General features: G+C 64.8%; 29 protein-coding genes and 3 tRNA genes. 22 read left to right on the plus strand and 10 right to left on the minus strand.

The window, feature by feature from the left end; translation table 11 throughout:
• The first annotated feature begins 26 nt into the window (after positions 1-26).
• The 14 genes from ACX3O0_RS13725 (at position 27) to ACX3O0_RS13790 (ending at position 12,695) form a co-directional block, all read left to right on the plus strand.
• Positions 27-1,148: a hypothetical protein gene (locus ACX3O0_RS13725; RefSeq protein ID WP_459108074.1), complete on the plus strand. Its 1,122-nt coding sequence runs from the start codon at positions 27-29 to the stop codon at positions 1,146-1,148.
• A gap of 71 nt (positions 1,149-1,219) precedes the next feature.
• Positions 1,220-2,074 carry a transporter substrate-binding domain-containing protein gene (locus tag ACX3O0_RS13730; protein WP_459108075.1) on the plus strand — a complete coding sequence of 285 codons (855 nt, stop codon included), beginning with the start codon at positions 1,220-1,222 and terminating at the stop codon, positions 2,072-2,074.
• Between the two features lie 50 nt (positions 2,075-2,124).
• Entirely contained in the window at positions 2,125-2,928 is an 804-nt protein-coding gene (locus ACX3O0_RS13735; RefSeq protein WP_459108076.1) for an amino acid ABC transporter permease, read from the plus strand.
• Positions 2,929-2,954: 26 nt separating this feature from the next.
• Positions 2,955-4,643 (plus strand): thiamine pyrophosphate-binding protein, encoded by a 1,689-nt coding sequence (locus ACX3O0_RS13740; RefSeq protein ID WP_459108077.1) that lies wholly within the window; start codon positions 2,955-2,957, stop codon positions 4,641-4,643.
• Complete coding sequence (locus ACX3O0_RS13745; RefSeq protein ID WP_459108078.1) at positions 4,640-5,407, plus strand: BtpA/SgcQ family protein; 768 nt, start codon at positions 4,640-4,642, stop codon at positions 5,405-5,407. Before ACX3O0_RS13740 ends, ACX3O0_RS13745 begins: the two co-directional genes overlap by 4 nt.
• Positions 5,404-5,931: an ureidoglycolate lyase gene (locus tag ACX3O0_RS13750; protein WP_459108079.1), complete on the plus strand. Its 528-nt coding sequence runs from the start codon at positions 5,404-5,406 to the stop codon at positions 5,929-5,931. Before ACX3O0_RS13745 ends, ACX3O0_RS13750 begins: the two co-directional genes overlap by 4 nt.
• Positions 5,924-6,937, plus strand: coding sequence for a carbohydrate kinase family protein (locus tag ACX3O0_RS13755; RefSeq protein WP_459108080.1), 1,014 nt, complete (start codon positions 5,924-5,926; stop codon positions 6,935-6,937). The genes ACX3O0_RS13750 and ACX3O0_RS13755 overlap by 8 nt, the downstream gene beginning before the upstream one ends.
• The gene (gene speB, locus ACX3O0_RS13760) at positions 6,934-7,899 is read left to right on the plus strand and encodes an agmatinase (RefSeq protein WP_459108081.1); all 966 of its coding nucleotides are present in this window, start codon (positions 6,934-6,936) and stop codon (positions 7,897-7,899) included. Before ACX3O0_RS13755 ends, speB begins: the two co-directional genes overlap by 4 nt.
• A gap of 104 nt (positions 7,900-8,003) precedes the next feature.
• Positions 8,004-8,085 (plus strand) — tRNA-Tyr (locus tag ACX3O0_RS13765).
• A 224-nt stretch (positions 8,086-8,309) separates the two neighbouring features.
• Entirely contained in the window at positions 8,310-8,999 is a 690-nt protein-coding gene (locus tag ACX3O0_RS13770) for a hypothetical protein (protein ID WP_459108082.1), read from the plus strand.
• Positions 8,963-9,484, plus strand: coding sequence for an RNA polymerase sigma factor (locus ACX3O0_RS13775; RefSeq protein WP_459108083.1), 522 nt, complete (start codon positions 8,963-8,965; stop codon positions 9,482-9,484). The genes ACX3O0_RS13770 and ACX3O0_RS13775 overlap by 37 nt, the downstream gene beginning before the upstream one ends.
• 53 nt (positions 9,485-9,537) lie before the next feature.
• Entirely contained in the window at positions 9,538-10,347 is an 810-nt protein-coding gene (locus ACX3O0_RS13780) for an inositol monophosphatase family protein (protein ID WP_459108084.1), read from the plus strand.
• 187 nt (positions 10,348-10,534) lie between these two features.
• A complete protein-coding gene (locus tag ACX3O0_RS13785; RefSeq protein ID WP_459089769.1) occupies positions 10,535-11,302 on the plus strand; it encodes a M23 family metallopeptidase in 768 nt (255 codons plus the stop codon).
• Between the two features lie 334 nt (positions 11,303-11,636).
• Complete coding sequence (locus ACX3O0_RS13790) at positions 11,637-12,695, plus strand: M23 family metallopeptidase (RefSeq protein ID WP_459108085.1); 1,059 nt, start codon at positions 11,637-11,639, stop codon at positions 12,693-12,695.
• Positions 12,696-12,817: 122 nt separating this feature from the next.
• Here the strand turns inward: ACX3O0_RS13790 and ACX3O0_RS13795 are convergent, their stop codons facing one another.
• Positions 12,818-14,557 (minus strand): glycoside hydrolase family 13 protein, encoded by a 1,740-nt coding sequence (locus tag ACX3O0_RS13795; RefSeq protein WP_459108086.1) that lies wholly within the window; start codon positions 14,555-14,557, stop codon positions 12,818-12,820.
• 243 nt (positions 14,558-14,800) lie between these two features.
• Here ACX3O0_RS13795 and ACX3O0_RS13800 point away from each other — a divergent pair, with 243 nt between their 5' ends.
• From ACX3O0_RS13800 to ACX3O0_RS13835, 8 genes are all read left to right on the plus strand, one after another.
• Positions 14,801-16,015: a sugar ABC transporter substrate-binding protein gene (locus ACX3O0_RS13800; RefSeq protein WP_459108087.1), complete on the plus strand. Its 1,215-nt coding sequence runs from the start codon at positions 14,801-14,803 to the stop codon at positions 16,013-16,015.
• Between the two features lie 125 nt (positions 16,016-16,140).
• Positions 16,141-17,742, plus strand: coding sequence for an ABC transporter permease subunit (locus ACX3O0_RS13805; RefSeq protein ID WP_459108088.1), 1,602 nt, complete (start codon positions 16,141-16,143; stop codon positions 17,740-17,742).
• Positions 17,742-18,626 (plus strand): sugar ABC transporter permease, encoded by an 885-nt coding sequence (locus ACX3O0_RS13810; RefSeq protein WP_459108089.1) that lies wholly within the window; start codon positions 17,742-17,744, stop codon positions 18,624-18,626. The genes ACX3O0_RS13805 and ACX3O0_RS13810 overlap by 1 nt, the downstream gene beginning before the upstream one ends.
• A gap of 325 nt (positions 18,627-18,951) precedes the next feature.
• Complete coding sequence (locus ACX3O0_RS13815; RefSeq protein WP_459108090.1) at positions 18,952-19,386, plus strand: YciI family protein; 435 nt, start codon at positions 18,952-18,954, stop codon at positions 19,384-19,386.
• Between the two features lie 11 nt (positions 19,387-19,397).
• A complete protein-coding gene (locus ACX3O0_RS13820; protein ID WP_459108091.1) occupies positions 19,398-20,636 on the plus strand; it encodes an RNA polymerase sigma factor in 1,239 nt (412 codons plus the stop codon).
• Positions 20,637-20,669: 33 nt separating this feature from the next.
• Positions 20,670-21,491, plus strand: coding sequence for a gamma-glutamyl-gamma-aminobutyrate hydrolase family protein (locus tag ACX3O0_RS13825; RefSeq protein WP_459108092.1), 822 nt, complete (start codon positions 20,670-20,672; stop codon positions 21,489-21,491).
• Between the two features lie 87 nt (positions 21,492-21,578).
• A tRNA-Thr gene (locus ACX3O0_RS13830) sits at positions 21,579-21,650 on the plus strand.
• Between the two features lie 29 nt (positions 21,651-21,679).
• Positions 21,680-21,753, plus strand: a tRNA-Met gene (locus ACX3O0_RS13835).
• Positions 21,754-21,912: 159 nt separating this feature from the next.
• Here ACX3O0_RS13835 and ACX3O0_RS13840 read toward each other — a convergent pair.
• From ACX3O0_RS13840 to ACX3O0_RS13880, 9 genes are all read right to left on the minus strand, one after another.
• Positions 21,913-22,434 carry a hypothetical protein gene (locus tag ACX3O0_RS13840; RefSeq protein ID WP_459108093.1) on the minus strand — a complete coding sequence of 174 codons (522 nt, stop codon included), beginning with the start codon at positions 22,432-22,434 and terminating at the stop codon, positions 21,913-21,915.
• A gap of 189 nt (positions 22,435-22,623) precedes the next feature.
• Complete coding sequence (locus ACX3O0_RS13845; protein ID WP_459108094.1) at positions 22,624-22,836, minus strand: hypothetical protein; 213 nt, start codon at positions 22,834-22,836, stop codon at positions 22,624-22,626.
• A gap of 67 nt (positions 22,837-22,903) precedes the next feature.
• Positions 22,904-23,422, minus strand: coding sequence for an ROK family protein (locus ACX3O0_RS13850; RefSeq protein ID WP_459108095.1), 519 nt, complete (start codon positions 23,420-23,422; stop codon positions 22,904-22,906).
• A complete protein-coding gene (locus tag ACX3O0_RS13855) occupies positions 23,406-23,696 on the minus strand; it encodes an ROK family protein (protein WP_459108096.1) in 291 nt (96 codons plus the stop codon). Before ACX3O0_RS13855 ends, ACX3O0_RS13850 begins: the two co-directional genes overlap by 17 nt.
• 170 nt (positions 23,697-23,866) lie before the next feature.
• Positions 23,867-24,541 carry an SRPBCC domain-containing protein gene (locus tag ACX3O0_RS13860; RefSeq protein ID WP_459108097.1) on the minus strand — a complete coding sequence of 225 codons (675 nt, stop codon included), beginning with the start codon at positions 24,539-24,541 and terminating at the stop codon, positions 23,867-23,869.
• Between the two features lie 45 nt (positions 24,542-24,586).
• On the minus strand, positions 24,587-24,955 hold the full coding sequence (locus ACX3O0_RS13865) for an ArsR/SmtB family transcription factor (RefSeq protein ID WP_459108098.1): 369 nt from the start codon (positions 24,953-24,955) through the stop codon (positions 24,587-24,589).
• A 50-nt stretch (positions 24,956-25,005) separates the two neighbouring features.
• Positions 25,006-25,353 carry a hypothetical protein gene (locus tag ACX3O0_RS13870; protein WP_459108099.1) on the minus strand — a complete coding sequence of 116 codons (348 nt, stop codon included), beginning with the start codon at positions 25,351-25,353 and terminating at the stop codon, positions 25,006-25,008.
• Positions 25,354-25,832: 479 nt separating this feature from the next.
• Positions 25,833-25,961, minus strand: coding sequence for a hypothetical protein (locus ACX3O0_RS13875; protein WP_459108100.1), 129 nt, complete (start codon positions 25,959-25,961; stop codon positions 25,833-25,835).
• A 110-nt stretch (positions 25,962-26,071) separates the two neighbouring features.
• Positions 26,072-26,470, minus strand: a complete 399-nt coding sequence (locus tag ACX3O0_RS13880; protein ID WP_459108101.1) for a hypothetical protein — start codon at positions 26,468-26,470, stop codon at positions 26,072-26,074.
• Between the last annotated feature and the right edge of the window lie 108 nt (positions 26,471-26,578).

Below are 26,578 nucleotides of genomic sequence, written 5' to 3' on the forward strand. Positions count from 1 at the left end.
GGCATTCCCACACCGTCCCGAAAGGTGTGACAGAGTTCGTCAGCGCTCGACCCCCGTTCGCCGGCGACATCGCGATGCAATGCGCGGCGCGCTCCATCGAGGGCGTCGAAGTGTTCATGAACGATATTCGTTCGCGCACCCAGACTCTGCATGGCAGTGAGGAGGCGCGGGAGGCGATCGTCGCCTCGCTTTCGACTGCAGGCGTTCAGCGTGTGCACTCGTCTTATTGGGCATCGCCGACAAGCTTTCTCGCGAACGTCAAGTTCGGCGAGCTTGCGGACCGGTTTGAGGATCAGCAACGCGTGCGTGAGTACTTCGGGGACCTGTCGGGTGAGCACATCTTCGCGCGCTGGGCAGACGAGTACGCGATCGCCTGTGAACTGGGTGCGCGCGCTTTCGTCTTCCACCTCATCGACTATCACCCCGTAGATGGCGCGTGGGAGTTCACCATTGCCCCGAGCGTCGTGCGGCAGGCGATGGCCACGATCACTCAGCAGCTCCTGCGCAAACTGGATGACAGGGGGCTCCTGCATGCCGATTCTCCCGTGATCGAGTTGGAGAACGCCGGGTGGGGGCTGGAATTCGGCGCGCAGACCGCGGATGACTTCGTGGCACTGCTTGAAGACACCTGGGATCCGCATGGTCATCTTCGGGTCGGATGGGATGTCAACCATCTGATGCACGCTCTCGGGCTCCGCGACGGCCGCGCGGCGTTCCTGCTGCCTGCGAATGAGATCTCGCCCGCTATGGCGGAAATGGAGGCGTCCAGCAACGGTGAGATCACCGTGCTGACCGAACGCTGGATCGAGGCGAACATACTCGAACCAAGGCTCGATGGCAGGGTGTCAGCCGTCCACCTCTCGGACTGCGTACCGAAGACGGAAGAGTTCTTTCGCAATGGAGCGTTGACTCCGGCGCACGTGATCGGCGGCACATGGGACAGGCGTCGCGCCGAGGGCTTGGCGCTCGTCCTTGAGCACTACGACAGCCACTTGCCCCTTGGAGAAGGCGCGCTGGATCCGCTGGTGATGCGTCGTGTGATCCGGACCCTTGCGGATCGGCACCCGCTCATGGTCCTGCACGAGCTGAAGAACAGCACAGACCTTTGGGCGGACGTCGACATGCAACGTCATCGCCTGTGGGAGTAACACACCTGAATGCGTCAACGGTGACGACTCGGAGCACGTGGCGATCACCTCAACACACCAATGGAGGAATCATGCATTACCGTAAATCAATCCTCGCTGTCGCGGCCGCCGCGGCCGTGATAGCGCTGGCTGGCTGCAGCACGGAACCATCGCAGCCGACGTCAGGCGAAGCGGGTCCTGCCGGCCTCGCTCAGCCCGGCATCCTGAATCTGTGCCTGTCGCTGAGCTACGAGCCGCTCGAGTACTACGAGAACGGTACGAGCGGCGAAATCATCGGCTGGGATGTCGACTCGGCCCGCGCCCTCGCGGATAGCTGGGGGGTTGAGGCGAAGGTCAATGTCATGGACTTCGACGGATTGATTCCCGGTCTTCAGGCTGGCCGGTGCGACCTCGTCTGGTCGGGGATGTACATCAACGAGGACCGGGTTCAGGTCACCGACGCTGTCCCAGTGTTGCAGACGGGATCCCAGGTGTTGCTTGCGAAGGAGGTGGCCGCGAATGTGACAGAAATCCTCGACCTCTGCGATCTTCGCATCGCCACGCAGACGGGAAGCGTCGATAACTCACACCTTCAGGATGCAAGCGACGAGTGCGTAGCTGCAGGAGAGCCGCCGATTCAGATCACCGGTTACCCCGGATCTGTCGACGCCATCGCGAGCATCAACAGCGGCAAGCTGGACGGACTCATCGACACCACGACACTGGTGGCGACGCTTGCGGCGAAGAATAAGGGACTCACACCGGTGCCCGGTCTGTTCTCCAGCGACTACTGGTTCGGGGCGTTCACGAACAAGGACAGCGAACTGTCATCGGCGGTGCGGGACGGTATCCATGCCCTCATCGAGGACGGGACGATGGCCGAATTGGCGGCCAAGTACGGTCTCAACCCCGATGACGTCGCAACCGTAGACTCCAAAGCGCTTTAGCCAGACTGTGCCCCCGCCCGCGGGCGGGGGCACAGGGAATCGAGATCCCGATGATTTTTGACCCGTCCATCTTCTGGGAACAGATGGTGTCGCCCATGTACCTGCAGGGCGCGCTGATATCGATCGGCGTCGCCGTCGGCGGGCTGATCCTCGCCCTGGCGGTGGGGCTCGCGATGGCGCTCCTGAAGCTGTCCACGAACCGCGGCTCCCAGGCCGTCGCGAATGTTTACATCTGGTTCTTCCGAGCGGTGCCATCACTTCTTCTTCTCCTACTCGCGTGGAACGCGCTACCTCAGCTCATCCCGGTCTTCCGCGCGGAGTGGTACTCGCCGTTTGTCGCGGCATGTCTTGCGCTCGGGCTCGGTGAGGCTGCTTACATGGCCGAGGCTCTCCGTGCCGCGCTGATGAGCGTGCACGATGGGCAGCGCCTCGCCGCGAGGGCGCTCGGGATGACGCCATTCCAAGCCATGCGGAAGATCATCCTTCCGCAAGCTGTCCGCATTGCAATTCCGCCGATCGGCAACCAGTTCATCTCCCTGATAAAGCTCTCGGCGCTCGCCAGTGTCATCTCGTTGGCTGAACTGCTTCGTATAGCGACCGTCGGCGTGCAGGCGACTTTCCGATACGCGGAGTACTACGCGGTCGCCATCGTTTACTACCTCGTGATCGTCTCGCTGATCATGGTGCTGCAGTCCTGGATCGAGAAGCGCTTCGAGTGGCGTACCCCGACTGCGAAGCGGCGGATGTTTGGCACCGACCCTCTCCTCCTGGGTCCGGTGGCCGAAGAAACACCTCCGAAGCTGCAACGGGTGCGGAGCGGGCTGGTCCCTCACCACAATGGCGTGACTCCGTGACGGCCAGCGGTGAAACGGACCCGGCAGTGACAGAGCACACGACGATACGCCGCGGAGGCGATGTCGCGATCGAGACCCTCGGGGCCCTCGGCGCGAGAGAGGTCGTCGGCATTCCCGGACAGCACGCGCTCGGGCTCTTCGATGCACTTCGCCGAAGCTCGCTGCGGCTGCTCAGCGCGCGAGTGGAGCTGAACGCGGGGTTCATGGCAGATGGGCTGGCGCGCAGGACGGGTACGGTCGCACCACTGTTCCTCTCCACGGGACCGGGCGCACTCGGCTCGCTTCCTGCGCTACAGGAGGCCGCGGCGTCATCAGTTCCGATTCTGGTCGTGGCGGCGCAAATACCGACCGCAGGTCTTGGAGGCGGTCGCCACGGGTACCTGCACGAGCTCCCTGACCAGTCCGCGGCATTCAGAGGAGTGGTCAAGTCGACCTTCACAGTCCGCACTGCCACTCAGATCCCCGCAGCGATCACCGCGGCCTGGGGCACCGCCCTATCTGCGCCGCAGGGGCCGGTACTGGTGGAGATTCCGCAGGATGTTCTCCTAGCGCCTGTGGGGGAGGACATCCCGCCGGTGGAGGATGTCCGTCCCAGCGTCGTGCACCCGCAGGCCAGGGCAGAGCTGATCGCATCCGCTGCGGATCTGCTGCGTGGCGCGAAATCCCCGGTGATCCTCTCAGGCGGAGGCGTTCAACGAGCCGAAGCCGTACACGAACTCCGCGTGCTCGCCGAGCGCCTCGCCGCGCCGGTCGTGACGACGTTCAGCGGCAAAGGAGTGCTCCCGGAGGAGCATCCTCTTGCGGCAGGATCCTGGATCGAAGACGTTGCTTATACGGAACTCCTGGAACAGGCAGACGTGCTGCTCGTCGTGGGTAGCGGCGTCGGAGAGCTGTCCAGCAACTCTCGGACCTTCTCGCCTCGTGGTCGTGTTATCCACATCGAGGCGGATCTCGGAAAGCTCAACGCGAACTTCCCCGGCCTCGGCATTCATTCCGATGCGCGCGTCGCGTTGAGTGCGTTGATCGAGACGATCACAGACGAGTCGTCGCAGGGTCGCGAGTCTGCAACGCGCGTGAGGGAGCTCAAAGCGACCCTGACGCGTCGACTGGACGCGCAGGACCTGGGACGTGAACGGGCTCTGCTGGCTGGCCTTCGGGATGCGATCCCTTCCGAGGCGGACACCTTTTGGGACATGACCATCCTCGCTTACTGGGCGTGGTCAGGATGGGATCGGCGTGACGGGACCTTCGCCTCCGCACAGGGAGCTGGTGGGCTCGGTTATGCCTTGCCAGCCGCTGCTGGAGCAGCCTTCGTGCAAGAAAAGCCCCGCCGTCCGGTCGTGGCGATCAGTGGCGACGGTGGGGCGATGTACGGGATCGCCGAACTGGCGGCGGTGGCACAGCAGTCGCTGGATCTGGTGTGGGTCGTCATCGATGACGGTGGCTACGGAATTCTCGAGGAGTATATGACGGCCGAGTTCGGGATCGCGACCGCAACGCGTCTCGTTCCGCCGGACTTCGTCGCGCTGGCGGAGTCGTTCGGCATATCCGCGGTGCGGGTCGATCCGGAGGATGCTCCGTCGGCCGTTGCTGCTGCCGTGAAAACTGGTGGGCCCGCCGTGGTCGTCGTCTCGGCGAAGCTTCGGATGTTCGAGCCGACACATCTTGATCGACTGTCCCTGGATCCCGCGAAACAAGAAGGAAGCACTCCATGACTGCCAGCACCACCCGATGGCACGCGCTATTCCCGCAGCGAAAGCCTATCCTTTCGATGCTGCACCTCGGGGGAGAGGATAGAGATACCCGTCTGGGTCGCGCCGTGGACGAGATCGCGGCGCTCATCGATGGCGGAGTCGACGGGATCATCGTCGAGAACTATTTCGGCGATTCTGAAGATGTGCGTGCCGTGCTCGAGCACCTGGCCGCGAACCGTCCCGGGGTTGCCGTCGGCGTCAACGTGCTCCGTGACTTCGAGCGCGCGTTTGCCTTCGCCGGCGAGTTCGACGTCGATTTCATCCAGATCGATTCGGTCTCCGGCCACCTGACGAAGGGGGAGGACCGGGTATACGCCGAGCGGGTCGCGCAACTGCGCGATGAGACGAGCGCTGTGTTGCTCGGCGGTGTGAGATTCAAGTATCAGCCGGTCCTCTCGGAGCGGTCCGAGTTGGAGGACGTTCAGATCGGGATGACTCGCTGCGACGCCATTGTTGTCACCGGCGCTGGGACGGGTATGGAGACGGAGCTCTCCAAGCTCGTGCGCTTCCGACAGGCGGTCGGCCCGGACTTTCCGCTGGTCGTCGGGGCGGGAGTGACCGATCTCAACGTCGCGACGCAATTGGATCACGCGAACGGCGCGATCGTGGGGAGCTTCCTCAAAGACACCTACCGAGATGATGGCGTGGTAGATCGAGAACACGTCGCAGCACTCATGAGCGCGGCAGCGTCAGCGCAGGCGCACCCGGGTGAGGGGTATCAGTGACCGCGACCACGACTGTCCACGCATCCCTGGTGACTGCGAATGACTTCGCACCCTTCGGCCGAGTCCTGGTGATGGATGCACGCGAAGATACCGACGACATCATCGTGACCCGCGGCGACGGGTGGGTCGATCACCGCACACGGCTTCCGCTGATCGCATCGACGGGAAGCCTCGGGATGACCATCGGAGAGCCTGCGCCGTTCGTCGTACGCGCCATGGAGCGCCATGAGAACACCGAGGAGGCTCTGTTCCCGACATCAGAGGCCATCGTTCTCGCGGTCGCGCCTCCGGATCAAGCCTCGGCGCCCGATTCGTCAAAGGTGCGCGCCTTCATCCTTCCCCCGGGCAGGGCAGTAGTCCTCAGTGCCGGCACCTGGCATGACGCCTGTCACGGTGTATCCGGTGCCGTTCCCTATTACTGGTTCGCATCCTGCATCGACTCAGGCACAACACCGTGGACTGAGGTCGCCGGTGGTCCGGTCACTGTCACTTTGGGCGCAGTGCAGGAGCCGGACGGTGTCTGAGATTTTCGCGGAAGCGGACCAAGATCGACCCGCAGTATTCATCGGCGATATCGCGGTCGACGAGTATTTCCGTGCAGAATCGTGGCCTCGACCGGGCGACAAGGGAACCATCGAGACGACGGCGACATACGTCGGAGGCAGCATTTCGAACGCCGCCCGCGTACACGCAGGCTTCGGTGGCGCGACGGAGTTCATCTCGCTTCTCAACCGGGGACCGACCACGACGAGAATGCTCAACGCTCTTGACGACGCTGGCGTCAGCTATCCGAGCATGCTGTATGACGAGCGCATCGCCGATCAGCGGAACTTCATCTTCCTCGTCGAGGAGGAGCACGTGGTTCTCACGCCCGACGTCGATGATCGCCCTATGACGCTCTCGGAGTCGTCTCTACGGGCCCTCGCCGGACCCGGGTTCTTGTACACGACGCTGCGGCGCGCCCGTCGTCTGCGGTCGACCGGGCGGGACGCCGTCGAAGTCTTGAGTTACCTGCGCCAATCGGGTCGCCGGGTGGTGTTCGACCTCGACGTCGACGGATTCACGTCAGGCGACCTCCCACTGCTGCGTAACACCCACACGCTTCTGATGAATGACCGCGGGTTCCAGAAATCGTTTCCGGATGCCGAGCATGAAGAGCGGGCAACCCGGGTGGTCCAAGGCTGGCTGAAAGCGAACGGCGTGCGGCTACTGGTCCGTTCACGCGCGTCCGAGGGAGTGGTCTCGTACAGCCGTGGCGACTGTATATCCGTCCCCGGCTATGAGGTCCCGGTCGTTGATGTGACCGGAGCTGGAGACACATTGGGAGGTGCATTGGTTTTCGCGCTCGGACAGGGGACAGACCTCCAGGCGGCACTGGAGTTCGCGGTTGCAGCAGCCTCCCGATCAGTGATGCACCTTGGCCCGCAGGGAGGCGTGAGCAGCGCTGAAAGCGTCCACGCGTTCCATAAGCAGTATCGAGACGCTCATCTCAAGCCACTTCGGTTTCAGAATGTTCAGGAGACAACATGACTGGTTTCATCGGCCCGATCGACAGCTCGAAGACCCCGCGCTATGCGGGGTTCAGCAGTTTCGCTCGATTGCCCCGGCTCGATCAGGTTGAACGGGCCGATATCGCAGTAGTGGGAATTCCGTTTGACAGTGGGGTTTCGTTCCGGCCCGGGGCGCGATTCGGTCCTAATCACGTGCGCGACGCGTCACGCCTCCTGCGGCCATACCACCCTGCACTGGATCTCTCACCGTTTGAGCTTGCCCAGGTGGTGGATGCCGGCGACATTGCCGTGAACCCCTTCAACATCCAAGAGGCGATCGACACGGTGCAGGCTGCTGCCCTTGACCTCACGAGCGACGGGGCGCGACTGGTCGCTATCGGTGGAGATCACACTGTCGCGCTTCCGCTGCTGAGGGCGGCTGCGACGCGCCACGGTCCGGTGGCGCTGCTTCACTTCGATGCTCACCTGGACACTTGGGACACGTATTTCGGGGCGGAATACACACATGGGACTCCATTCCGTCGCGCGGTGGAGGAAGGGCTTCTCGACACTGAGGCGCTCTGCCACGTGGGCACACGCGGTCCGCTATACGGCAAGCGGGACCTGGAAGACGATCGGCGCTTCGGCTTCGGCATCGTCACCAGTGCCGACGTCTTGCGCAAGGGTGTCGATGAGGTGGTGAGCCAACTTCGAGACCGGATCGGTACTCGACCCCTGTACCTCTCAATTGACATCGACGTGCTTGACCCCGCACACGCGCCAGGGACTGGAACACCTGAGGCGGGAGGCTTGACCAGCCGAGAGTTGCTCGAAATCCTCAGGGGGCTTGTCGGGATGAACCTCATCGGTGCTGATGTCGTGGAGGTCGCTCCGGCGTATGATCACGCCGACATCACTGGGGTAGCTGCGTCACACCTCGCCTATGACTTGGTCTCGCTGCTCGCTGAGCGACACAGTGTGATGCGTACCGCCCAGAACTGAACCGATGCGGTCATCAGCCGGTCGGTGTCACGAGCGGCTCGCGGACACTGTATTCTGTCCTGTGCGCCTTTGGTCAGATGAATACATGTGGTCGGGGGCGCCCTGGCAAGTTACCCAAGCGGCCAAAGGGATCTGACTGTAAATCAGACGGCTCAGCCTTCGTGGGTTCGAATCCCGCACTTGCCACGCACGGCCCGGCTCTCCGCCGGGCCATTTGCGTATCAGCGACGTCGTGCACCTTCGACGGTGTCGACATGTGAGCAAGCGCCCCGCCGAGCGGCCGATATCGGACAACTACTCTCACCTCGACGCCCTTGCTGCGCGCCCGTTTCGAGACCACGACCAACAGCATGGACGGAATCGCGCCTGCCGGGCATGTATTGGTATAGGCATGGTGACGGGAGCAACTGATGACTGACTCGATTGACGACCGGCTCGCGGCTGCAGGGCGGGTATACACCACGAGCTCTGAGGTCGCGTCCGCCCTTTCAGAGCTCGCGGATGCTCGGGCATCCGCCGCCCGTTCGTCGCGAAAGCGCCGCGTGCTAGTCCCGTCAATCTCGATCGGTGTTGCGCTTGCCGTGTCCGGTGCCGGTGCGGTGGTGGCGACCCAGTGGCATCCGTGGGAGATGACGGACCCCGACATTGTTGTCGCCAGGGATTGGACGGACGGGAATGGCACATTCCTGGGTTCCTGTGAAACCCGGCTTGCTGCGCACTCGGTCGCACCCGAGGCTCTGGAGGCCATGCGGCACTACCTCGACACAAGTGGCATCGACAATCTCAGGCCCAACCCGGAGATCGTTGCGGCAGGGCTGCTCTCGGTCGGGCGTCCGGATGACCTGGGTCGGCTCATTCCGGGGGCGGTGGCCTCGGACTATGACGTTTCGCACAGCGGTGAGCCCTGGTCGTCCGAATGGTACTCGGACGCGCGCATCCTCCAGGATGGGCTGATGCATGAGGTCTTCACCCGGATGTCCCAGGAGGCGTACGCCACTCAGGAGACTGAGGATGGTGCCGCAATCTTGGCCAACTCGGGCATCTCAGCCCAGCTGGAGACGCAGTGCACGACCGACCCGCCGCGTTCGGCGGAAAAGTGAGTGGCCAGCGCCTCGAACGCGCGATCGAAGATGCGGCTCCTGCATTGCTCGGCTATTTCGTGCGCCGAGTGGATGTCGTGGAGGACGCAGCCGACCTGGTCAGCGAGACGATGATCTCCGCCTGGAAGGCCTCGCGACGAATGCCGCGCGACCCGCAGGAGGCTCGCATGTGGTTGTTCGGCGTCGCGCGAAACGTGTTGCGACACCACGTGCGCAGTTCCTCCCGGCGAGATGCGCTGGTCGCGCGCCTCGGCCAGGCCGTGTCGGCGGCCCAGCCGCCTGACGACGATATCTCGCTCGACGTCCGTGCCGCCGTGGAAGAGCTTCCCGAGCCTCTTGCCGAGCTCATCCGCCTCGTGCACTGGGACGGATTCAGCCTGGAAGATGCGGCCGCGCACCTGCGTATACCCGCGTCGACGGCCCGAGGGCGCCATTCTCGCGCCAGGCAACTCCTGCAGGAGAGCCTCGCGTCAGTGCACCGCTGAGCGAACCGGTCCGGCTTCGACCAGAATGGGTGCTGAGCGAAAAAGGGAGTGCTGTGGTTTCTGTTGCGAATGATGCGCTTCTCAAGCTGGCCCGAGATGTCGCACAGGCGGGGGCGAAGCTGGCCCGCACCCGGCGCGAGGCCGGAGTCGAGGTCGCGGCCTCGAAGTCGTCGCTCGAGGACGTGGTCACGCATGCGGACCGCGAGGTCGAGGCCCTGATCCGCTCCATGCTGGCGGATGCTCGAAGCGCGGACGGCTTCTACGGCGAGGAAGGAGCAGCGGACGCCGGCAGCAGCGGCCTGACCTGGGTGGTCGACCCCATCGATGGCACCGTCAACTACCTCTACGGCATCCCCGAGTACGCGGTCAGCATTGCCGTCGTCGAGGGCGATCCGGATCCGCTCACCTGGAATGCCCTGGCCGGGGTCGTGGTGAACCCGGCTTCCGGAGAGGTGTTCAGCGCGACGGTCGGGGGCGGCGCGACGCTCGACGGGCGGCCCATCCGGGTGAACAACGAGGTCACCCTCGACCAGGCACTGGTCGGTACCGGCTTCTCCTACAGCGCCGAATCGCGTGCCGCGCAGGGCGCAGTGCTGGCCGGCCTGATCAGCCAGGTGCGGGACATCCGCCGCCATGGAGCAGCGGCTCTCGACCTGTGTTCGGTCGCCTGTGGGCGGCTGGACGCCTACTACGAACGCGGGTTGCAGCCCTGGGACCACGCTGCCGGCGTACTGATCGCCCGCGAGGCCGGCGCCCTGGTGACCGGGCTGGGCGGGCGCGCTCCATCCGCCGATTTCCTGTTGGCAGCGGATGCTGAACTGGCGGCCAAGCTTGAGCGAACGCTGGGAAAACTGGGCATTTAACGATTGCCACTGGGGTTATCGGCGGTCCTGCGGTACTCTCGATGAGTTGTGCGGAATCCCCTTCCGTTTCTGATTCGTTACCGAGAGTGATCGGACCAGCCACCCGAGCTGGTCAATTGTGTTGTTTAGGAGTTGTCGCAATGTCCGTAGCCTGCATTGACGCGAGCACCGTTGAGGAAGCTGCGTAGTGCCCGGGCTCAGGCGACAGCACCGCAAGGCATCGAGCCATGCCGTCCGCACCCTCGACAGCGCCGTGCTTCCGAAGATGGCGCGCCCGGCGGTCGGTCGACGCTTCTTCAGGAAACTCCTGAGCTTCGGCGCGATGGCCGGCGTCGGCGCACTCCTGGTGGCCACATCGCTTCCTGCCAACGCGTTCCAGAGTGCGAGCGTCGACGAGGTGGCGACAGCTGCCGTCGTTGAGAAGCAGTCAGTCACCGTGCTGTCGGCTGCCGAGCAGACTGTGCACCGCGAGGGTTACACGGTCGAGAAGCCGCCGCCGCCCAAGCCGAAGGTCGTTCGCGTGGCTGCGGTGTACGGGTCGTACTCGAACAACCCGAACGGCACCATCCAGTGGCCCTTCCCGAGCTCGCCGGTCTTGAGCTCTTACGGCCCGCGTGGTGGCTCGTTCCACAACGGAACCGACTTCTTCCCCGGCGGCGGAACGCCGATCGGCGCGATCAGTGACGGTGTCGTCACCGCCGCCACCTCCAATGGCGGCTGGGGCAACTACGTTGTCGTGCAGCACAACATCAATGGTCAGGTCGTCGAGAGCCTTTACGCCCACATGCGGTACGGCTCGATGACCGTTGCCGCGGGCCAGCAGGTTTCGGTTGGACAGTTCCTCGGAGCCGTCGGTGACACCGGGCGCGCATACGGCGAGCACCTCCACCTGGAAATCAGCGTCAACGGGTCCAATGTCGACCCGTACGCCTGGCTGATGGCCAACGCCAACTAACCATCCCGCTTTCGGGGTGGCGGTTCGTTAGGAAATTCGGCTAGTGTTTATGAATCCGTTATATTTGGGCGTCGACGCAGTGCGGCCGGGCCTTGAACGGTCACAACCTTCGAACACCGCCCTCCCGCGTGTCCGAATCCAGCTGAGCATTGCGGAGCCCGAATGAGCAATCACACCACCAGTACCTGGCGTGTGCTTGCCCGAGGTTCCCAGATCAACACGTTCGTCCAGTAATCAGGTAAAGGGTCAGTAGCCAGTGTCACAAAACTTCTGGGAATCGGAGCAGCCTCGCGAGGCGACGCACACCGAAGAACCCCAGATCACTAGACCCCACGTGCCCAACCCTCCAGCGGATGCTGCTGTGCCCATGTCGCGCAGGGAGGCCCGCGAACGCCGTGAGCAGGAGTCGGCCGCTGCCATTGCCGCTCTCATTGCTACTGATGACCCCGCCCCCGTTGCCGCCGAGCCGTCTCCCGCCGCTACCGTTCTCGCCGCTGTCGACGCAGCCGTTGTCGACCCAGCCGCTGCTGTCGCACCGCCCACGATCGATACGGCACCGCCCATGCGGCCCCGCAGGGCATCCGCCCGGAAGCCTCCCCGCCGTGCCCCTCGTCGCGCGGCAGCCCGCCCGGTAGGCCGACGCGAATCCGTGCTCCCGTCGATGGCGAAGCCGAAGATCAGTGGCCGCGCGCTGCTCACCAAGCTCATGTCGTTCAGCGCCATGGTCGGTGTTGCCGGCATCCTCGTCGCTACGTCGGTTCCGGCCAACGCGTTCTTCTCCGGTGTGCCGCAGGATGCCGGCCTGCAGAGCCAGCAGTCCGTGCAGTCGAACATCGAAGCGCAGTCGATCGGCGTGACGGATGTTCCGGAGGCCGCCAAGACGCACGCCAGGGACAGCTACACCGTCGTCTCCCTGACCGAGCAGTTGCGCGGCAAGTACGACACAGCCGCCTTCTTGTTCACCAACAACCCGAACGGCACCATCCAGTGGCCGTTCGCCACCGGGGTTCCGATCTCCAGCGGTTACGGCGAGCGGGTCGCCTGCTCGTACTGCTCGTCGAACCACCTGGGCGTCGACTTCGTGCCTGGGCTGGGTGCTCCGATCCAGGCGATCGCCGACGGCGTCGTCCGCGAGGTCAACATCGGCGGTAGCGCTTACGGCGTGAACGTGATCATCGACCACGAGATCAACGGGCAGAAGGTGACCAGCCTCTACGCTCACATGCAGTGGGGTTCACCGGCGGTCGCGGCTGGCCAGACAGTCACCGTCGGGCAGTACCTGGGTGATGTCGGAAACACCGGCGCCTCCACCGGTCCGCACCTCCACCTCGAGATCCACGTCAACGAGAAGCCGATCGACCCGTTCGTCTGGCTCAAGGCCAACGCCAACTAATCATCGAGCGCTGGTCTTCCTTCCACGCGCTGGCGTAGTATGACCCGCGCGGGAGCGGACCACCCGCGCGCGCCGAAGTTATCGGTCTCGACGAGCTCGACCAGCTTTAACGGTCGAGAACGCTAGGCCTTCAACCAGACGGTGGCATCCGGGCCGAGCACCGACGACGGCGCGGTATCGGATGCCAGCAGCACGTCGTGCCCGGCAGGCAGGCTTACCGGGGTGGTTCCGGCGTTCGCAATCACGAGCACCCCGCCGTTGCGGTAGGCGATGACGTCATCGCCGTAGCCGTCCTGCCACTCCAGCGTTCCGAGACCGAGCCGGTGCTCTGCCCGAAGAGAGAGTGCCAGGCGGTACAGCTCGAGAGTGGATCCGGCGACACCGGTTTGGGCATCGCGTGAGTAGGTCGCCCAGTCGACCGGCTGCGGCAGCCAGCTCTCACCGTTCGGACTGAAGCCGAAGGCGGGCGACTCCGCCTCCCAGGGGATGGGCACGCGGCATCCGTCACGCCCATAGCGCTCCCCGTTGGTCCTGAACCAGGTCGGGTCCTGACGGGAGGCATCCGGAAGCTCGATCGCCTCGGGCAGGCCAAGCTCTTCGCCCTGGTAGATATAGGAGCTGCCCGGAAGCGCGAGCATCATCGTGCTTGCGGCGCGCGCACGCCGGAGCCCGACGGCAGCGTCCGGCTTGCCCTTGGAGTCGGGGCCGACGCCATGACCCTGCAGGTGACCCTCGGTCAAAGCCAGTCGGCTGGCGTGGCGTACGACGTCGTGGTTGCTGAGCACCCAGGTGCTGGGTGCGCCGACATCGTTGAACGCCTTGAGCGAGTCGTCGATGACGGTGCGCAGCTCGGCCGCATCCCACGGGGTCTCCAGGTAGGCGAAGTTGAACGCCTGGTGCATCTCGTCCGGGCGCACCCACTTGGCCACCTTGGGAAGCGGGTCGACCCAGGCTTCGGCGGCCAGGATGCGGTTGCCGGGGTAGCTGTCGAGCACCTGCCGCCACTCGCGGTAGATCTCGTGCACGCCGTCCTGGGCCCAGTAGGGCGGGTCGTCGAGCGGTTCGTCGCTGATGCCGGGCTCGAGGGTGGCCGAACCGCCGCCCATGCTCCCGCTTTCAGCGGGCGGGGTGTAGTCGGGTAGGCCCTCAACCTTGATCAGGCCGTGGGCCACGTCCACGCGGAACCCGTCGACCCCACGGTCGAGCCAGAATCGCAGGATGTCGAGGAACTGGTCGCGCACCCAGCGGTTCTCCCAGTCGAAGTCGGGCTGGGAGGAGTCGAACAGGTGCAGGTACCACTGGCCGAGCGAGCCATCCGCTTCGGTGACCTGCGTCCAGGCGGGTCCGCCGAACACCGACTGCCAATTGTTCGGCGGCACGTCGCCGTTGTCGCCCAACCCGTCGCGGAACAGGTAACGCGCCCGCTCTTCGGAGCCTGGGCCGGCGGCCAGCGCCTCCTGGAACCAGCGGTGCTGATCGGAGGAGTGGTTGGGGACCAGGTCGACGATCACGCGGATGCCGAGCGCGTGTGCTGCTGCGAGCATCCGGTCGAAGTCCTCCAGGGTGCCGAACAGGGGGTCGACGTCGCAGTAGTCGGCAACGTCATAGCCGGCGTCGCGTTGCGGCGAGGTGAAGAACGGCGACAGCCAGATCGCGTCGACGCCGAGTTCGGAGAGGGAGGACAGCCGGGAGGTGATCCCGGGCAGGTCACCGACTCCATCACCTGACGCGTCAGCGAACGATCGCGGATAGATCTGGTAAATGACGGCGGTGCGCCACCACTCGCTTCCCACCTCGGAGGGACTGAACGCGGCGGTGCCGCTCGCGGGCACGACGAAGTCTTGGTCACTCTGGAGTGTCATGGGGGCAACGATACGCCACCGGATGCTCGAATGTAAGCGGTTGCAGAGCGGCGCTTCTCAGCAACCGTTACGGATTGTTTGCAAACAATGAGTTGGCAAACCGCTCCTGAGACGGTATGAATGGAAGCGCTTGCAGTGTCTTGCTGCGAGCCATCAAGAGAACGTCCTCCCCAACTCGCCAGCCAAACAGCCACAGCGGCCAGCGTGATCGCCGAGGCCGTCCGCACACGAAAGGTGACACCGATGAAGGTGAACTCCACAGGATCCCGCTCCCGCAGCATCCTCATGGCCGGCGCTATCGCCACCACCGCAGCCCTCGCCCTGGTCGGTTGTGCCGGCGGCGCAGGCGAGGCTGACAATGACGAAGGCACCACCAAGCTGACCGTCTGGGTCGACGCCGAGCGCGTCGATGCGCTCAAGGAGGTCGCGGCCTCCTACGAGGACAAGACCGGCATCACGGTCGACCTCGTCTCCAAGGACAACGCCAAGATCAAGGATGACTTCATCCAGCAGGTGCCGACCGGCGAAGGCCCCGACATCACCATGGGCGCCCACGACTGGGTCGGCGAGCTCTTCACCAACGGCGTCATCGCACCGATCGAGCTGAGCGAGAAGAAGGACGACTTCCTCGACGTCGCCTACAACGCGGCAACCTACGACGGCAAGCAGTACCTGCTGCCGTACGCGGTCGAGAACCTCGCGCTGCTGCGCAACGCCGACCTGGCACCGGATGCTCCGGCCACCTTCGCGGACATGATCGCGGCTGGCGAATTCGTGGTCGAGCAGGGTGCGGATGGTAACCCGTACCACCTGTACCCGTTCCAGACCTCCTTCGGTGCACCCGTCTTCGGCAGTGACGAGAACGGCTACGACGCCACCGACCTGCAGCTCGGCAACGCCGGCGGAGAAGCCTTCGCCGCCTGGCTCGCTGAGCAGGGCAAGGCCGGCACGATCAGCACCGAGATCACCGGCGACATCGCCAAGGAGAAGTTCACCTCGGGCCAGGCGGCATTCTGGCTCACCGGGCCGTGGAACGTCTCCGCTGCCGTCGACGCCGGCATCAACCTCGAGGTCGACGTGATCCCCGCACCGTCCGAGGAGGCTGCCCAGCCGTTCGCCGGTGTGAAGGGCTTCTTCCTCAGCGAGCAGGGCGAGAACAAGGTTGCGGCGAACGACTTCCTGGTGAACTACCTCGCCACCGAGGACGTACAGACCGCCCTCTACGAGTCTGGCAACATCCTGCCGGCGCTGAAGGCATCCGCTGAAGCCGCATCATCTGACCCCATCGTCGAAGGCTTCGCCGCCGTCGGTGCTGAAGCAGTACCGATGCCGGCAGTTCCCGCCATGGGCGCCGTCTGGCAGTTCTGGGGAATCACCGAGGCCGCCATCCTGAACGGCGAAGAGCCGGTCGCCGCGTGGCAGAAGCTTGCCACCGACGTGCAGGGCGCCATCGGCTAACAGGCCACACCCTCCTGTGGGTTGAGTAGCGCGCCAGCGCGTATCGAAACCGGTTTCGATACGGCCCTAGCGGGCCTACTCAACCCACATAGGCCATAGGCCTGTGCTCCAGACGAGAGACGAAGATGACGATCGACAAGCAGGTCACCAAGCGCGCTGCCCGCTCGAGGAGCGCCGCGCGCATCGCCGAGCAGGCGTCCGGCGGGGTGAAAGTGCTGCTGCTCAAGATGCTGGCGCTTGGCATTGTCGACGCGATCGCCGTCTACGCCCTCTTCGTGCTGGTGCTCAGCGACGAGTGGCTGGTGGCCGTAATGGTCGCCGTCGTCACACTCATCGTCAACTGGATCTACTTCTCCCGCCGGGCACTCCCGGCCAAATATCTGACGCCGGGCATCATCTTCCTGGTCATCTTCCAGATCTTCGTCGTCGGCTACACCGCGTACATCGGCTTCACCAACTACTCGACCGGGCACAACTCCGACAAGTCGCAGGCGATCGATGCGCTGATGAGCTCGGCGCTCGAGCGGGTGCCGGATTCGCCCGCCTACGACGTGACAGTCGTCGAGGGCCTCACCGGTCTCGGCCTGCTGGTCACCGACCCGGACGGCGACGTCAGCGTCGGCACGGCCGACCAGCCGCTGCAGCGGGTCGATGACGCAGAACTCGACGGCGACAAGGCCGTCGCCGTCAACGGCTACGCGAGCCTCACCTTCAAGCAGGTACTGTCCCGCCAGAGCGAGATCACCGCGTTGCGCGTGCCCTTCTCAGACGACCCCAACGACGGTGCACTGCGCACTCCGGATGGCAGCAAGGCCTACGTCTACACGTCCAGCCTGATCTACGACGAGCAGGCGGACACGATGACGGATGCCGACACCGGCACTGTCTACAGCGACACCGGTACGGGCGCATTCACCGCAGCCGACGGTGACGAACTGCTGCCAGGCTGGCGCATCAATGTCGGCTTCGACAACTTCGCGAAAGCGTTCGGTGAGCAGAGCATCCGCGAACCGCTCATCAACGTGACCATCTGGACGATCGTGTTTGCCGCGCTGTCCGTGGCGACCACCTTCGCGCTCGGCCTGTTCCTGGCGATCATCTTCAACGACCTGCGGATGAGGGGGCGCAAGTTCTACCGGATCGCCATGATCCTGCCGTACGCGTTCCCGGCCTTCCTGTCGGCCCTGGTGTGGGCGGGCATGCTCAGCGAGAGCTTCGGGTTCATCAACCAGGTGCTGCTCGGCGGGGCATCCATCCCGTGGCTGACCGACCCGTTCCTGGCCAAAATCAGCATCTTCATGGTGAACCTCTGGCTCGGGTTCCCCTACATGTTCCTGATCTGTACCGGCGCGCTGCAGGCGATCCCGGGTGACATCGTCGAGGCCGCCACCGTGGACGGCGCGAAACCGTGGGCCATCTTCCGCCTCATCAAACTGCCGCTGCTGCTGGTGACCATGGCCCCCATCCTGATCGCCTCATTCGCGTTCAACTTCAACAACTTCAACCTCATCTACATGCTGACCGGCGGCGGGCCCCGCGATCACTCGGCCAGCGTGAACGTCGGCGCCACCGACATCCTGATCTCCATGGTCTACAAGGTGGCGTTCACCGGGCAGGCGCGTGACTACGGTCTGGCCAGCGCGTTCACGATCATCATCTTCATCCTGGTGGCGACCATCGCTGTCGTCAGTTTCCGCAAGACCAAGGTGCTGGAGGAGCTGAACTGATGGCCGAAACTTTGACCGCCAGGCGCCCGTTTTCGTTCGGCCGCTGGTTCCGCGCCACCGGCTGGCGGCACATCGTCGGCGCCGTGATGGTCATCTTCTCGGTGTTCCCGCTGCTCTACGTGCTCTCGGCATCGCTGAACCCGCGCGGCACCCTGACCGGATCGAACCAGCTCTTCTCCGCGATCGGGCTGGATGCCTACGGCCGGCTCCTCAGCGACCCCAGCCAGCCGTTCGCCGCCTGGTTCGGCAACACCATCCTGATCGCCAGCATCACCGCCGTCGCCACCGTGTTCCTCGGTGCGCTCGCCGCCTACGCATTCTCACGGATGCGCTTCACCGGACGGCGCTTCGGGCTAATGACCATCGTGCTCATCCAGATGTTCCCGCAACTGCTCGCCGTGGTCGCCATTTTCCTGCTGATGAGCACCATCAGCGACTGGTTCCCGACGATCGGGTTGAACACCCACATCGGGCTGATCATGGTCTACATGGGCGGGGCACTCGGAGTGAACACCTACCTCATGTACGGGTTCTTCAACACGGTGCCCTCCGATATCGACGAAGCGGCCAAGATCGACGGGGCCAGTCACGCGCGCATCTTCTTCACGATCATCCTTCGCCTGGTCGCGCCAATCCTCGCGGTCGTCGGCCTGTTGTCGTTCATCACCACCACCAACGAGTTCGTGGTGGCCAGCATCCTGCTCATCGAACCGGAGAAGCAGACCCTCGCGGTCGGGCTGTACAAGCTGGTGTCGAACCCGAACTACGCCGACTGGAGCGCGTTCTCGGCCGGGGCGATCATGGCTGCGGCGCCCGTGATGGCGCTGTTCCTGTTCCTGCAGAAGTACATCGTCGGAGGGTTGACGGCCGGGGCCGTCAAGTAACTCGGGGCGGATTGGCGGGCAGTGGCATGGGCTCCGCCCATAGAAGCCCGGCCCACCCGAGCCCAACCATCCAACCCCTCAGCCTTTGGTACGTGATGTCCCGGGGTGGTTGCGGCTGCGCCGGACTTGCCCGCACCCCTCTCCACTTCCGCGAGAAGGCAAAAAGTCACCCAACCGGCGCGGTTTCGGTGACTTTTCGCCTTGTGACAGCGGATCGGGAGAAGTTGGGAAGAAAGTTTTTGGCGGATGTCGATTCCGTGGGGTCCCGTTCGACGTCATAGTAGGAGGACGCACACGGCGGACTCGCTAGCGAAGGAGAACACCAATGAAGTACATGCTGATCATGCGCTCAACCGACGAGGCTCTCGAAGCGTCCAAGAAAATGGACTTCGAGGAGATCATCAACGCGATGGGCGCATACAACGAGTCCATGATGAAGGCGGGCGTGCTGCTCGCCGGTGAGGGACTCACCGACGCCGAGGAGGGCTTCGTCGTCGATTTCTCTGCGGAGAAGCCGATCGTCACCGACGGCCCCTACGGCGAAACCCACGAACTGTTCAACGGTTTCTGGATCATCGAAGCGTCCAGTAAGGAGGAAGCTGCGGAGTGGGCCAGCCGTGCACCACTCGGCCCCGGCAGCAAGCTGGAGGTACGTCGGGTGCACGACGGGAGCGACTTCGCGGACTTCGCAGACAACGAGTACGTCCAGAAGGAGGCCGGCTGGCGCGAGGAGCAGGCCGCGCGCGCCCAGTCGAACTGACCGGTTGAGCCGTGACAGACATCCGTCGCAGGGTCGACGCCGTCTGGCGCATCGAGGGCGCGCGCATCATCGCGACCCTCGCCAAGATGACCGGCGACGTTGGCCTCGCGGAGGACCTCGCCCAGGAAGCCCTGGTCGACGCCCTCACCCAGTGGCCAGAGTCAGGCGTCCCGCAGAACGCGGGCGCCTGGCTCACCGCTGTCGCCAAGCGCAAGGCGATCGACGGCTGGCGTCGTCGGGAGCGGCTCGACGAGCGGTATCGAGCGATCGCACATGACCTGGAGGAGGCTCGCGATGACGAATGGCAGCCGATCGACGACGACCTGCTCCGGCTGGTCTTCACCGCCTGCCACCCGGTGCTCTCGCGGGAGTCGCAGGTCGCGCTGACCCTGCGAGTGGTCGGCGGCCTCACCGCTGAGGAGATAGGGCGGATGCTGCTGGTTCCGGTGGCGACGGTACAGCAGCGGATCGTGCGGGCCAAGAAGACCCTGTCGGCGGCGCAGGTTCCGTTCGAGGCGCCGGATCCGCCGGAGTGGAAGGAGCGGCTGGGCGCAGTGCTCGGCGTCATCTACCTGATCTTCACCGAGGGGTACGCCGCGACCTCCGGTGACCGCTGGATCCGGACCGAGCTCGCGAACGAGGCCCTGCGGCTCGGGCGCGTGCTCGCCGGGCTGCTGCCGCGAGAGCCTGAGGTGCACGGGTTGGTCGCGCTGATGGAGTTCCAGGCGTCACGCTTCGGAGCGCGGGTCGCCAGGGATGGCACCCCGATCCTGCTGGCCGACCAGAACCGCTCGCGCTGGGACCGCACCCAGATCGAGCGCGGCCGCGCTGCATTGAGGGCAGCGGATGCCGTGGGCAGGGGTCGGACGGCCTATGGTTTGCAGGCGGCAATCGCCGAGTGCCACGCAATCGCCCCGAGCGTCGATGAGACTGATTGGCAACGAATCGTGCTGCTCTACGAGGCGCTCGGCCGTTTGGCGCCGAGCCCAGTGGTGGAACTCAACCGGGCGGTTGCGGTGTCGATGGCGACGGGTCCGGCGAGTGCCCTGAGCATCGTCGACCGGCTGGATTCGGAGGGCGCCCTGCGCGGTTCGCATCTGCTGCCGAGTGTGCGTGGCGAGTTGCTGGCCCAGCTGGGGCGGGTGGAGGAGGCACGCTCTGAGCTGCTCACGGCTGCCGCTCTCACCGCGAATGAGCGGGAGAGCGCGGTGCTCCGCGCGAAGGCTGCGGCCCTCGAGGTGTCGGGTTAGCTGTGGGGCCGCGCTCTGCATTAGCCTCCTGATATGAGTGAGTTGCTTTCGGCATCCGCTGCCCCTCGGGCCCGGGTCCTCGCGTCGTATTCGGTGGATGCCGATCGGTCGCCGGAGTGGCTCCGGGTGGAGTTGCGGCGGCTCGCCGAGACGGCGGAGGCGGCGCTGCTGGGCACCGACGCGGAGGTCGTCTTCGTCGATGCCGGCCGCACGACCGACGACCCGGCCGAGCTGGTCGATGCGTTCGACGGCGTGCTGGTGCTGGGCGGTGCCGACCTCGACCCGGCGTTCTACGGGCAGGAGCCCCAGGAGGGCAAACTCTACGGCGTCGACCCGCGGGCGGATGCGTTCGAGCTCGCGCTGATCAACGCAGCCGTCGATGCGGGCAAGCCGTTCCTCGGAATCTGCCGCGGCATGCAACTGCTGAACGTCGCGTTCGGCGGCACGCTCATTCAGCACCTGGGTGACGACACCATCCACAGCGTCTCCGATGTCAACGACGTGATGATCGAGCACACCGTTTCGCTGAGACCGGGCACGCTGGTCGGCGACCTGTATGGCTCGCCGACCCTGGGAATCCGCTCCGGCCATCACCAGGCGGTTGCCGAAGTGGGGGAGGGGCTCCTGGTGTCGGCGGATGCTCCGGACGGCACGATCGAAGCGGTCGAGGCTGCCGACGGTTGGGTGCTGGGTGTGCAGTGGCACCCGGAGGACCCGAACGCGGATGCCGCGCAGCTGGTGACCCTGATGTCGGAGTTCGCGGCGCAGTGCGTCGGCGCCCGCTCAATCTGTGGGTTGAGTAGCTCGCGAAGCGAGCGTATCGAAACCTCTGTCCGGCTCCGCAGCTCGCGATAACTCCGTGGTGGCATCCGGGCATCCGTTCGGGTGATATTCTGTACCGGTTGCCTGATTCGAGGCGGTGCTTCTGCGCGCGGAAGCTTCGCCCCCTTAGCTCATTGGTAGAGCACTTCCTTGGTAAGGAAGAGGTAGTGGGTCCGATTCCCACAGGGGGCTCGATCGCCGGTCACAAGCCGGTGGATCGTGGCTGAGTAGCTCAGTTGGTGAGAGCGCACGACTCATAATCGTGAGGTCGCGGGTTCGAATCCCGCCTCAGCTACCGTAGGGGATTCATGAAATTCCGTCTCCCTCTTTGAGTTGCATTCTCAACCCGCAGGCGGATATTACAAGCATTTGTCACATAAGCCGTGACGCTCTCCATCCAGAAAAGCGGGCCGTTCGGCAGGAAAGCCGCACGCTAGAGTTGCCGTCCGCGCCGCTATGCGCAGAACATCGCGGCGGCGACTACGAATATCCCGACGGCCAGTGCGTACCACAGGGCTGGCAAAAGGCTGGCGATCAAAGTGGCCGCCACACGACTGATATTCGAATGACGCAGCACCCAACAGACGACGAGGGTGCTGACTGCGGCCAGTCCCGGAACAACCGTCAGGGCCTGGGTGATTCCGGTAAGTGCGCCAGACCGCGCGCCCTCCCATGCGTCTGGCCGGTCGAGCAATATTAGAACCCAAAGGAAGGACCACAGCGCGACCAGGACAGTGAAGACGGAGCACACCACGAGCGAACTGATCCACGCGCTCTTGCCCCAGGTCCTTCGCGGGTTGCACAGTAGATACCCACTGATGCCAGCCATGACGATTGCTGCCGCCGCCATGTTGGCGTTCTGCGTGGTGGCTGTGGTGGTGAATGAAAATGAACAGTCGCCGGCATACATTGCCGGATGGGCGCTCACCATGAGTTGGGCATAGAGAATTGCAGCCCATGCCGCGGCGAATGTCACGGAGCCAAGCCCTCTGATCACCTTCTGGCTCCAGGCCGATGAGGCTTGCGAATCAAGCAATTCGTCACCGCTCCCTATGAGCACCAAGACCGAAAATGGCCGCGCTGCACGAGAAGCCCGGGGGGAAATCGTGGACGTTGGGCGGATCCGGCTCTCCCATCGAAAATGGGTCCCACGGGAACCGCGAAATCATTGAGATGGAATCGGCTGGGGCTCTGTCGTGACCTGCTCTGGGGGACCAAGGTAAACCGCGCCGGTTCCGTCCAACGGGTACAGGATGTTGGTGAATTCCGACTTCGGCTCCGGCGCCACCGGGCTCGCGATCGCCACCACGCTGACGGTGGCCGCTACCGCGAGGATCATCGAGCCGACGCCAGCCGTCAGTGTTTGAGAAGTCGTCATGCTCGGACACTATTGGAATCACTCGAGTTTCGCTAGCGGCCCCGGAAGCCGATGATGACCCACGGGCTCAGCACTGCGCGTACACCAGCGGGTCGCGCAGCACTTCACCGAAGGTGATCTCGGCCGCACCGATGAGCAACCGGTCTTGGGCCAGCGCGGCGACCTCACGCTCGAGCACCTCGGAATCCCATGTGAGGAGCGTCGCCATGAACCCGCCCAACACGACGAGTTGCGGCCCGAGCACATTGATCGCATTGGCGATCGCTCCACCGAGTACGTGCTGCTGGCGCGCCAACTCCGCCTGAAGCGCCGGGGCGGATGACTCGAGCACGGCCGCCTCGAACTGGGCCTCGTCTGCCGTCCGCATCCCCAGGATGGAGAGCAGCTGCGCGCGGCTCACGTCGTCTTCGAGCGTGCCCCCGACGGTGGCGCGGTGGGCAGGATTGTCGAGTCGCTGACGGTTGTGGCCGAGCTCGCCGGCGTAGCCGTAACCACCCCGATATGGTTGCCCGTTCACGATCACGCCGCCGCCGATGCCGCTCGCGCCGCCGTTGATGTAGACGAGGTGGTCAGTTTCGCGCCCCACCGAACAGACGCTCGGCGAGTGCTCCCAGCGTTGCGTCGTTGTCGGCAAAAGCAGGCAGCCCGGTAGCGGCCTCAACCATGCTCCGGAACGCGACCTCGCTCCAGCCCAGGTGCGGTGCCCACCGCACCATGCCGTCAGATTCGCGCACCAGGCCGGGCACCGCCAGACCGATGCCGACGATGCGGCGGTCGCGTGCTGGGCCTTCCCTCAGCTGCGAGACGAGCCCCCGACCACCTCGGCCATCTCTGCGGCGAGGCGATGTGATCGAGTTCATGTCGCATCCGGTGCTCGACGGTGGCACCGAGGCCGACGAAGGCGATCGTGACTGCGTCGCTCTCCGGGTACTGGCAATCGCCAGCGTGGTTTTGGCAGCTGTGGGCCTCGTAATCGTGCTGCTCGGAGTGCCGTTCTGGGGCGCCGAAGTCTGCAGCGTCTCCTGCCGAGCTACATCTCCGGCGGAGCGATCTCGCCGGTGTACATGCCGTAGGTGGTGTCCGCTGCAGCCTTCGCTACTGCGGGGTCGGCTCCGGCACGCTCATGGACGGCGGCCCAGGCATCCGCCGAGGCACGCATGAAGGCCTTGCCCTCTGCACTTGCGACCCACTCAGCGGCCATCTCGGGCGTGACGCCGTCCTCACCGCCGGAGTAGTACTGCGCGAGTCCAAGCAGTCCGGAGTCCCAGCCCATTCCAGTTGCGGATGGCCCGAACTGTTCCCAGACTCCGTCGGGGAGACTGTCGACTGCCGCGACGTTCTCGAGCTCTACGCGGGTTGATTTCGCGTCGACCGCCTTCAGCCGGATATGCACCATCGCGGGCTCACCGTGGCCCATGCCCCAGGTGATCGAGTATTCGGCGGCGCCACCGCTCGGCGGAACGCAGCTGCGGATCTCCCCGCCCGCATTCCCCTCGAGCTGATATGTGCCGCCCAGGCGCAGGTCACCGGTGATCGGCAGGAACCAGCGTGGGATGCGCTCGACCGAGGTCATTGCGTCCCACACATCGTCGATGGGGGACGGGTAGGTCTGGCTAAGCGTCTGCACGTACGAGCGCACGCCGTCGACGTCCTTGGTTTCGAGGCCACGCTCGACGGCGTCGATCTGGGCATTCACATTCACCATGTCGGTGCTCCTTCTTGGTTTGGTCAGGTTGATAGGGGGTCAGAGTTAGTCGTCGGTGGGAGCGGTCGGGCGCGGCGACGTGCCGGCCTTCTTCTGCGCGAGGCGCTCGCGCGCGAGTTCGGTACCCAGCGCGTCGAGCTTGGGCTGCCAGAAGCCGCGGAACGTATTGAACCACGCATCCGCCTGGGCGAGGGGAGTGGGGTCGACTGCGTAGATCCGCCGGGTACCCTGAGCACGGACCGTGGCTAATCCGGAGTCGCGGAGCACCCTCAGGTGCTGCGAGACCGCAGGTTGGGAAATGCCGAACTCACGCTGAATTACGTTGCCGAGGTCTCCTGCGGACTCTTCGCCGTCAGCGAGCAGCTCGAGGATGCGCCGGCGGACCGGGTCACCGAGAACATCGAGTGCGTGCATGCGCCAATATTTGCATCGCTACTTATATAAGTCAACTCTTAAGGAGAAGATCAGTCCTGCGCGTAAACCAGCGGGTCGCGAAGCACCTCGCCGAAGGCGATCTCGCCCGCACCGATGAGTAGGCGGTCCTGGGCGAGCCCGGCGGCTCGGATGCGCACGCCTTCCCAAGCGGTGGGAAGGGTGCGTGCAGCCACCTCGCGATCGAGCGCCTCCGAATCCCACGAGAGGAGTGTCGCCAGGAACCCGCCGAGCACGACAAGTTGTGGCCCGAGCCCGTTGATCGAGTTGGCGAGCGCACCGGCCAACACGTGCTGCTGGCGAACCAGTTCCGCGTGCAGCGCAGGGTCGGATGACCCCAGCACTGCCGCCTCGAACTCGGCTTCGTCTGCCGTGCGCATCCCCAGGATGGCGAGCAGCCGCGCACGACTGACCTCTTCCTCCAGGGTTCCGCCGACGGTCGTAGGGTGCTGAGAGCGATCAACAGTGGTGGCAAGCCGACCGTCGTTGCTTGCCCTGCGTTGTGGCGTCTGCGTCTGCGGTGAGGGGTCATCGCCGCGATCTGCCGCTATTACTATTCAGGTATCCGAGAGAGGAGGCATCGAGTGTCTGACATTATGAAGGCTCCAGATACCCAAATCGTCCAGGCGATCAACCGCGGTTCGATTGACACGGCGAGTCTCATGTCACGAGACGGATGGAAGCGTATTTGCCAGGCGAGGGGGCGAAACCTCAGCGCGGTGAATGAGGTCGCCTGGTCGCGTCTGTGCGCTCGCCGCGGGTACGGGCAGGAGCGGCAGAACCCCCGCGGATTCTAGCTATCGTGAGAGGGCGGGCTCGCCTCCCGCTTCAGCTACAAGTGCTGCCTGTAAGGCCGGGCTCAGCTCTGCTCGCGAAGCACCTCGCCGAAGGCGATCTCGGCCGCACCGATGAGGAGGCGGTCCTGGGCGAGCCCGGCGGCCCGGATGCGCACGCCTTCCCAGGCGGTGGGAAGGGTGCGTGCAGCCACCTGCTGGGCGGCACGCGGCCAGACTGGGTGGCCTCGTCGCTGGCGCTTCCGCTCGCGACCGTGCCGAGCATCCGCCTGCAATACGCGCTGCGGGGCCCGGCGAAGTCGGCTCAGCTGCTGCTTTCGAACCGGTCGTCGAACTCCCTGCGCAGGTACTTCGGCGCCTGGCTCCGCCACGCCTCGGTCACGACTTCGGCGAGCAGGTCCAGGTCGATCTTCCCGAGCCGGAACAGCACCTTGGGCCCACCCCAGGAGACTTCGGATGCCCGGAAGGCATCCGGCCAGCCCTGCAGGAACGCCCGCTGCTCATCCGAATCCGCCACCTTGACGCCGACCACCGGCTCGGCGGCGATGAGCTCACGAAGGGCGGGGCTCTCGCTCGGCCACGGGTAGCACTCCCAGGCGTACAGCTTGTTGCGCACGAACCAGGCGAGGCCGCCGGTCATCGTGCGCTCTTCGCTCCCCGGTAGCTGGGCAGCAACACGGCTCACGTCATCCAGGGTCGGCACGGGAACAGTATGCCGGAGTCCACCGACGCTCCACTTGTGGATCCCCATGGCGCCGGCGCACCCGGCACGTGAGAGGATTCCTCCCAAACCCCGACCGCGCACATCAAG

It is taken from the genome of Homoserinimonas sp. A447, from assembly GCF_054489325.1.

Coding starts and splice junctions, on each gene's coding strand:
- ACX3O0_RS13730 (WP_459108075.1), top strand. CDS start 1,220: ATGCATTACCGTAAATCAATCCTCGCTGTCGCGGCCGCCGCGGCCGTG.
- ACX3O0_RS13735 (WP_459108076.1), top strand. CDS start 2,125: ATGATTTTTGACCCGTCCATCTTCTGGGAACAGATGGTGTCGCCCATG.
- ACX3O0_RS13745 (WP_459108078.1), top strand. CDS start 4,640: ATGACTGCCAGCACCACCCGATGGCACGCGCTATTCCCGCAGCGAAAG.
- speB (WP_459108081.1), top strand. CDS start 6,934: ATGACTGGTTTCATCGGCCCGATCGACAGCTCGAAGACCCCGCGCTAT.
- ACX3O0_RS13770 (WP_459108082.1), top strand. CDS start 8,310: ATGACTGACTCGATTGACGACCGGCTCGCGGCTGCAGGGCGGGTATAC.
- ACX3O0_RS13795 (WP_459108086.1), bottom strand. CDS start 14,557: ATGACACTCCAGAGTGACCAAGACTTCGTCGTGCCCGCGAGCGGCACC.
- ACX3O0_RS13800 (WP_459108087.1), top strand. CDS start 14,801: ATGAAGGTGAACTCCACAGGATCCCGCTCCCGCAGCATCCTCATGGCC.
- ACX3O0_RS13805 (WP_459108088.1), top strand. CDS start 16,141: ATGACGATCGACAAGCAGGTCACCAAGCGCGCTGCCCGCTCGAGGAGC.
- ACX3O0_RS13810 (WP_459108089.1), top strand. CDS start 17,742: ATGGCCGAAACTTTGACCGCCAGGCGCCCGTTTTCGTTCGGCCGCTGG.
- ACX3O0_RS13815 (WP_459108090.1), top strand. CDS start 18,952: ATGAAGTACATGCTGATCATGCGCTCAACCGACGAGGCTCTCGAAGCG.
- ACX3O0_RS13825 (WP_459108092.1), top strand. CDS start 20,670: ATGAGTGAGTTGCTTTCGGCATCCGCTGCCCCTCGGGCCCGGGTCCTC.
- ACX3O0_RS13845 (WP_459108094.1), bottom strand. CDS start 22,836: ATGACGACTTCTCAAACACTGACGGCTGGCGTCGGCTCGATGATCCTC.
- ACX3O0_RS13855 (WP_459108096.1), bottom strand. CDS start 23,696: ATGAACTCGATCACATCGCCTCGCCGCAGAGATGGCCGAGGTGGTCGG.
- ACX3O0_RS13860 (WP_459108097.1), bottom strand. CDS start 24,541: ATGGTGAATGTGAATGCCCAGATCGACGCCGTCGAGCGTGGCCTCGAA.
- ACX3O0_RS13865 (WP_459108098.1), bottom strand. CDS start 24,955: ATGCACGCACTCGATGTTCTCGGTGACCCGGTCCGCCGGCGCATCCTC.
- ACX3O0_RS13870 (WP_459108099.1), bottom strand. CDS start 25,353: ATGCGCACGGCAGACGAAGCCGAGTTCGAGGCGGCAGTGCTGGGGTCA.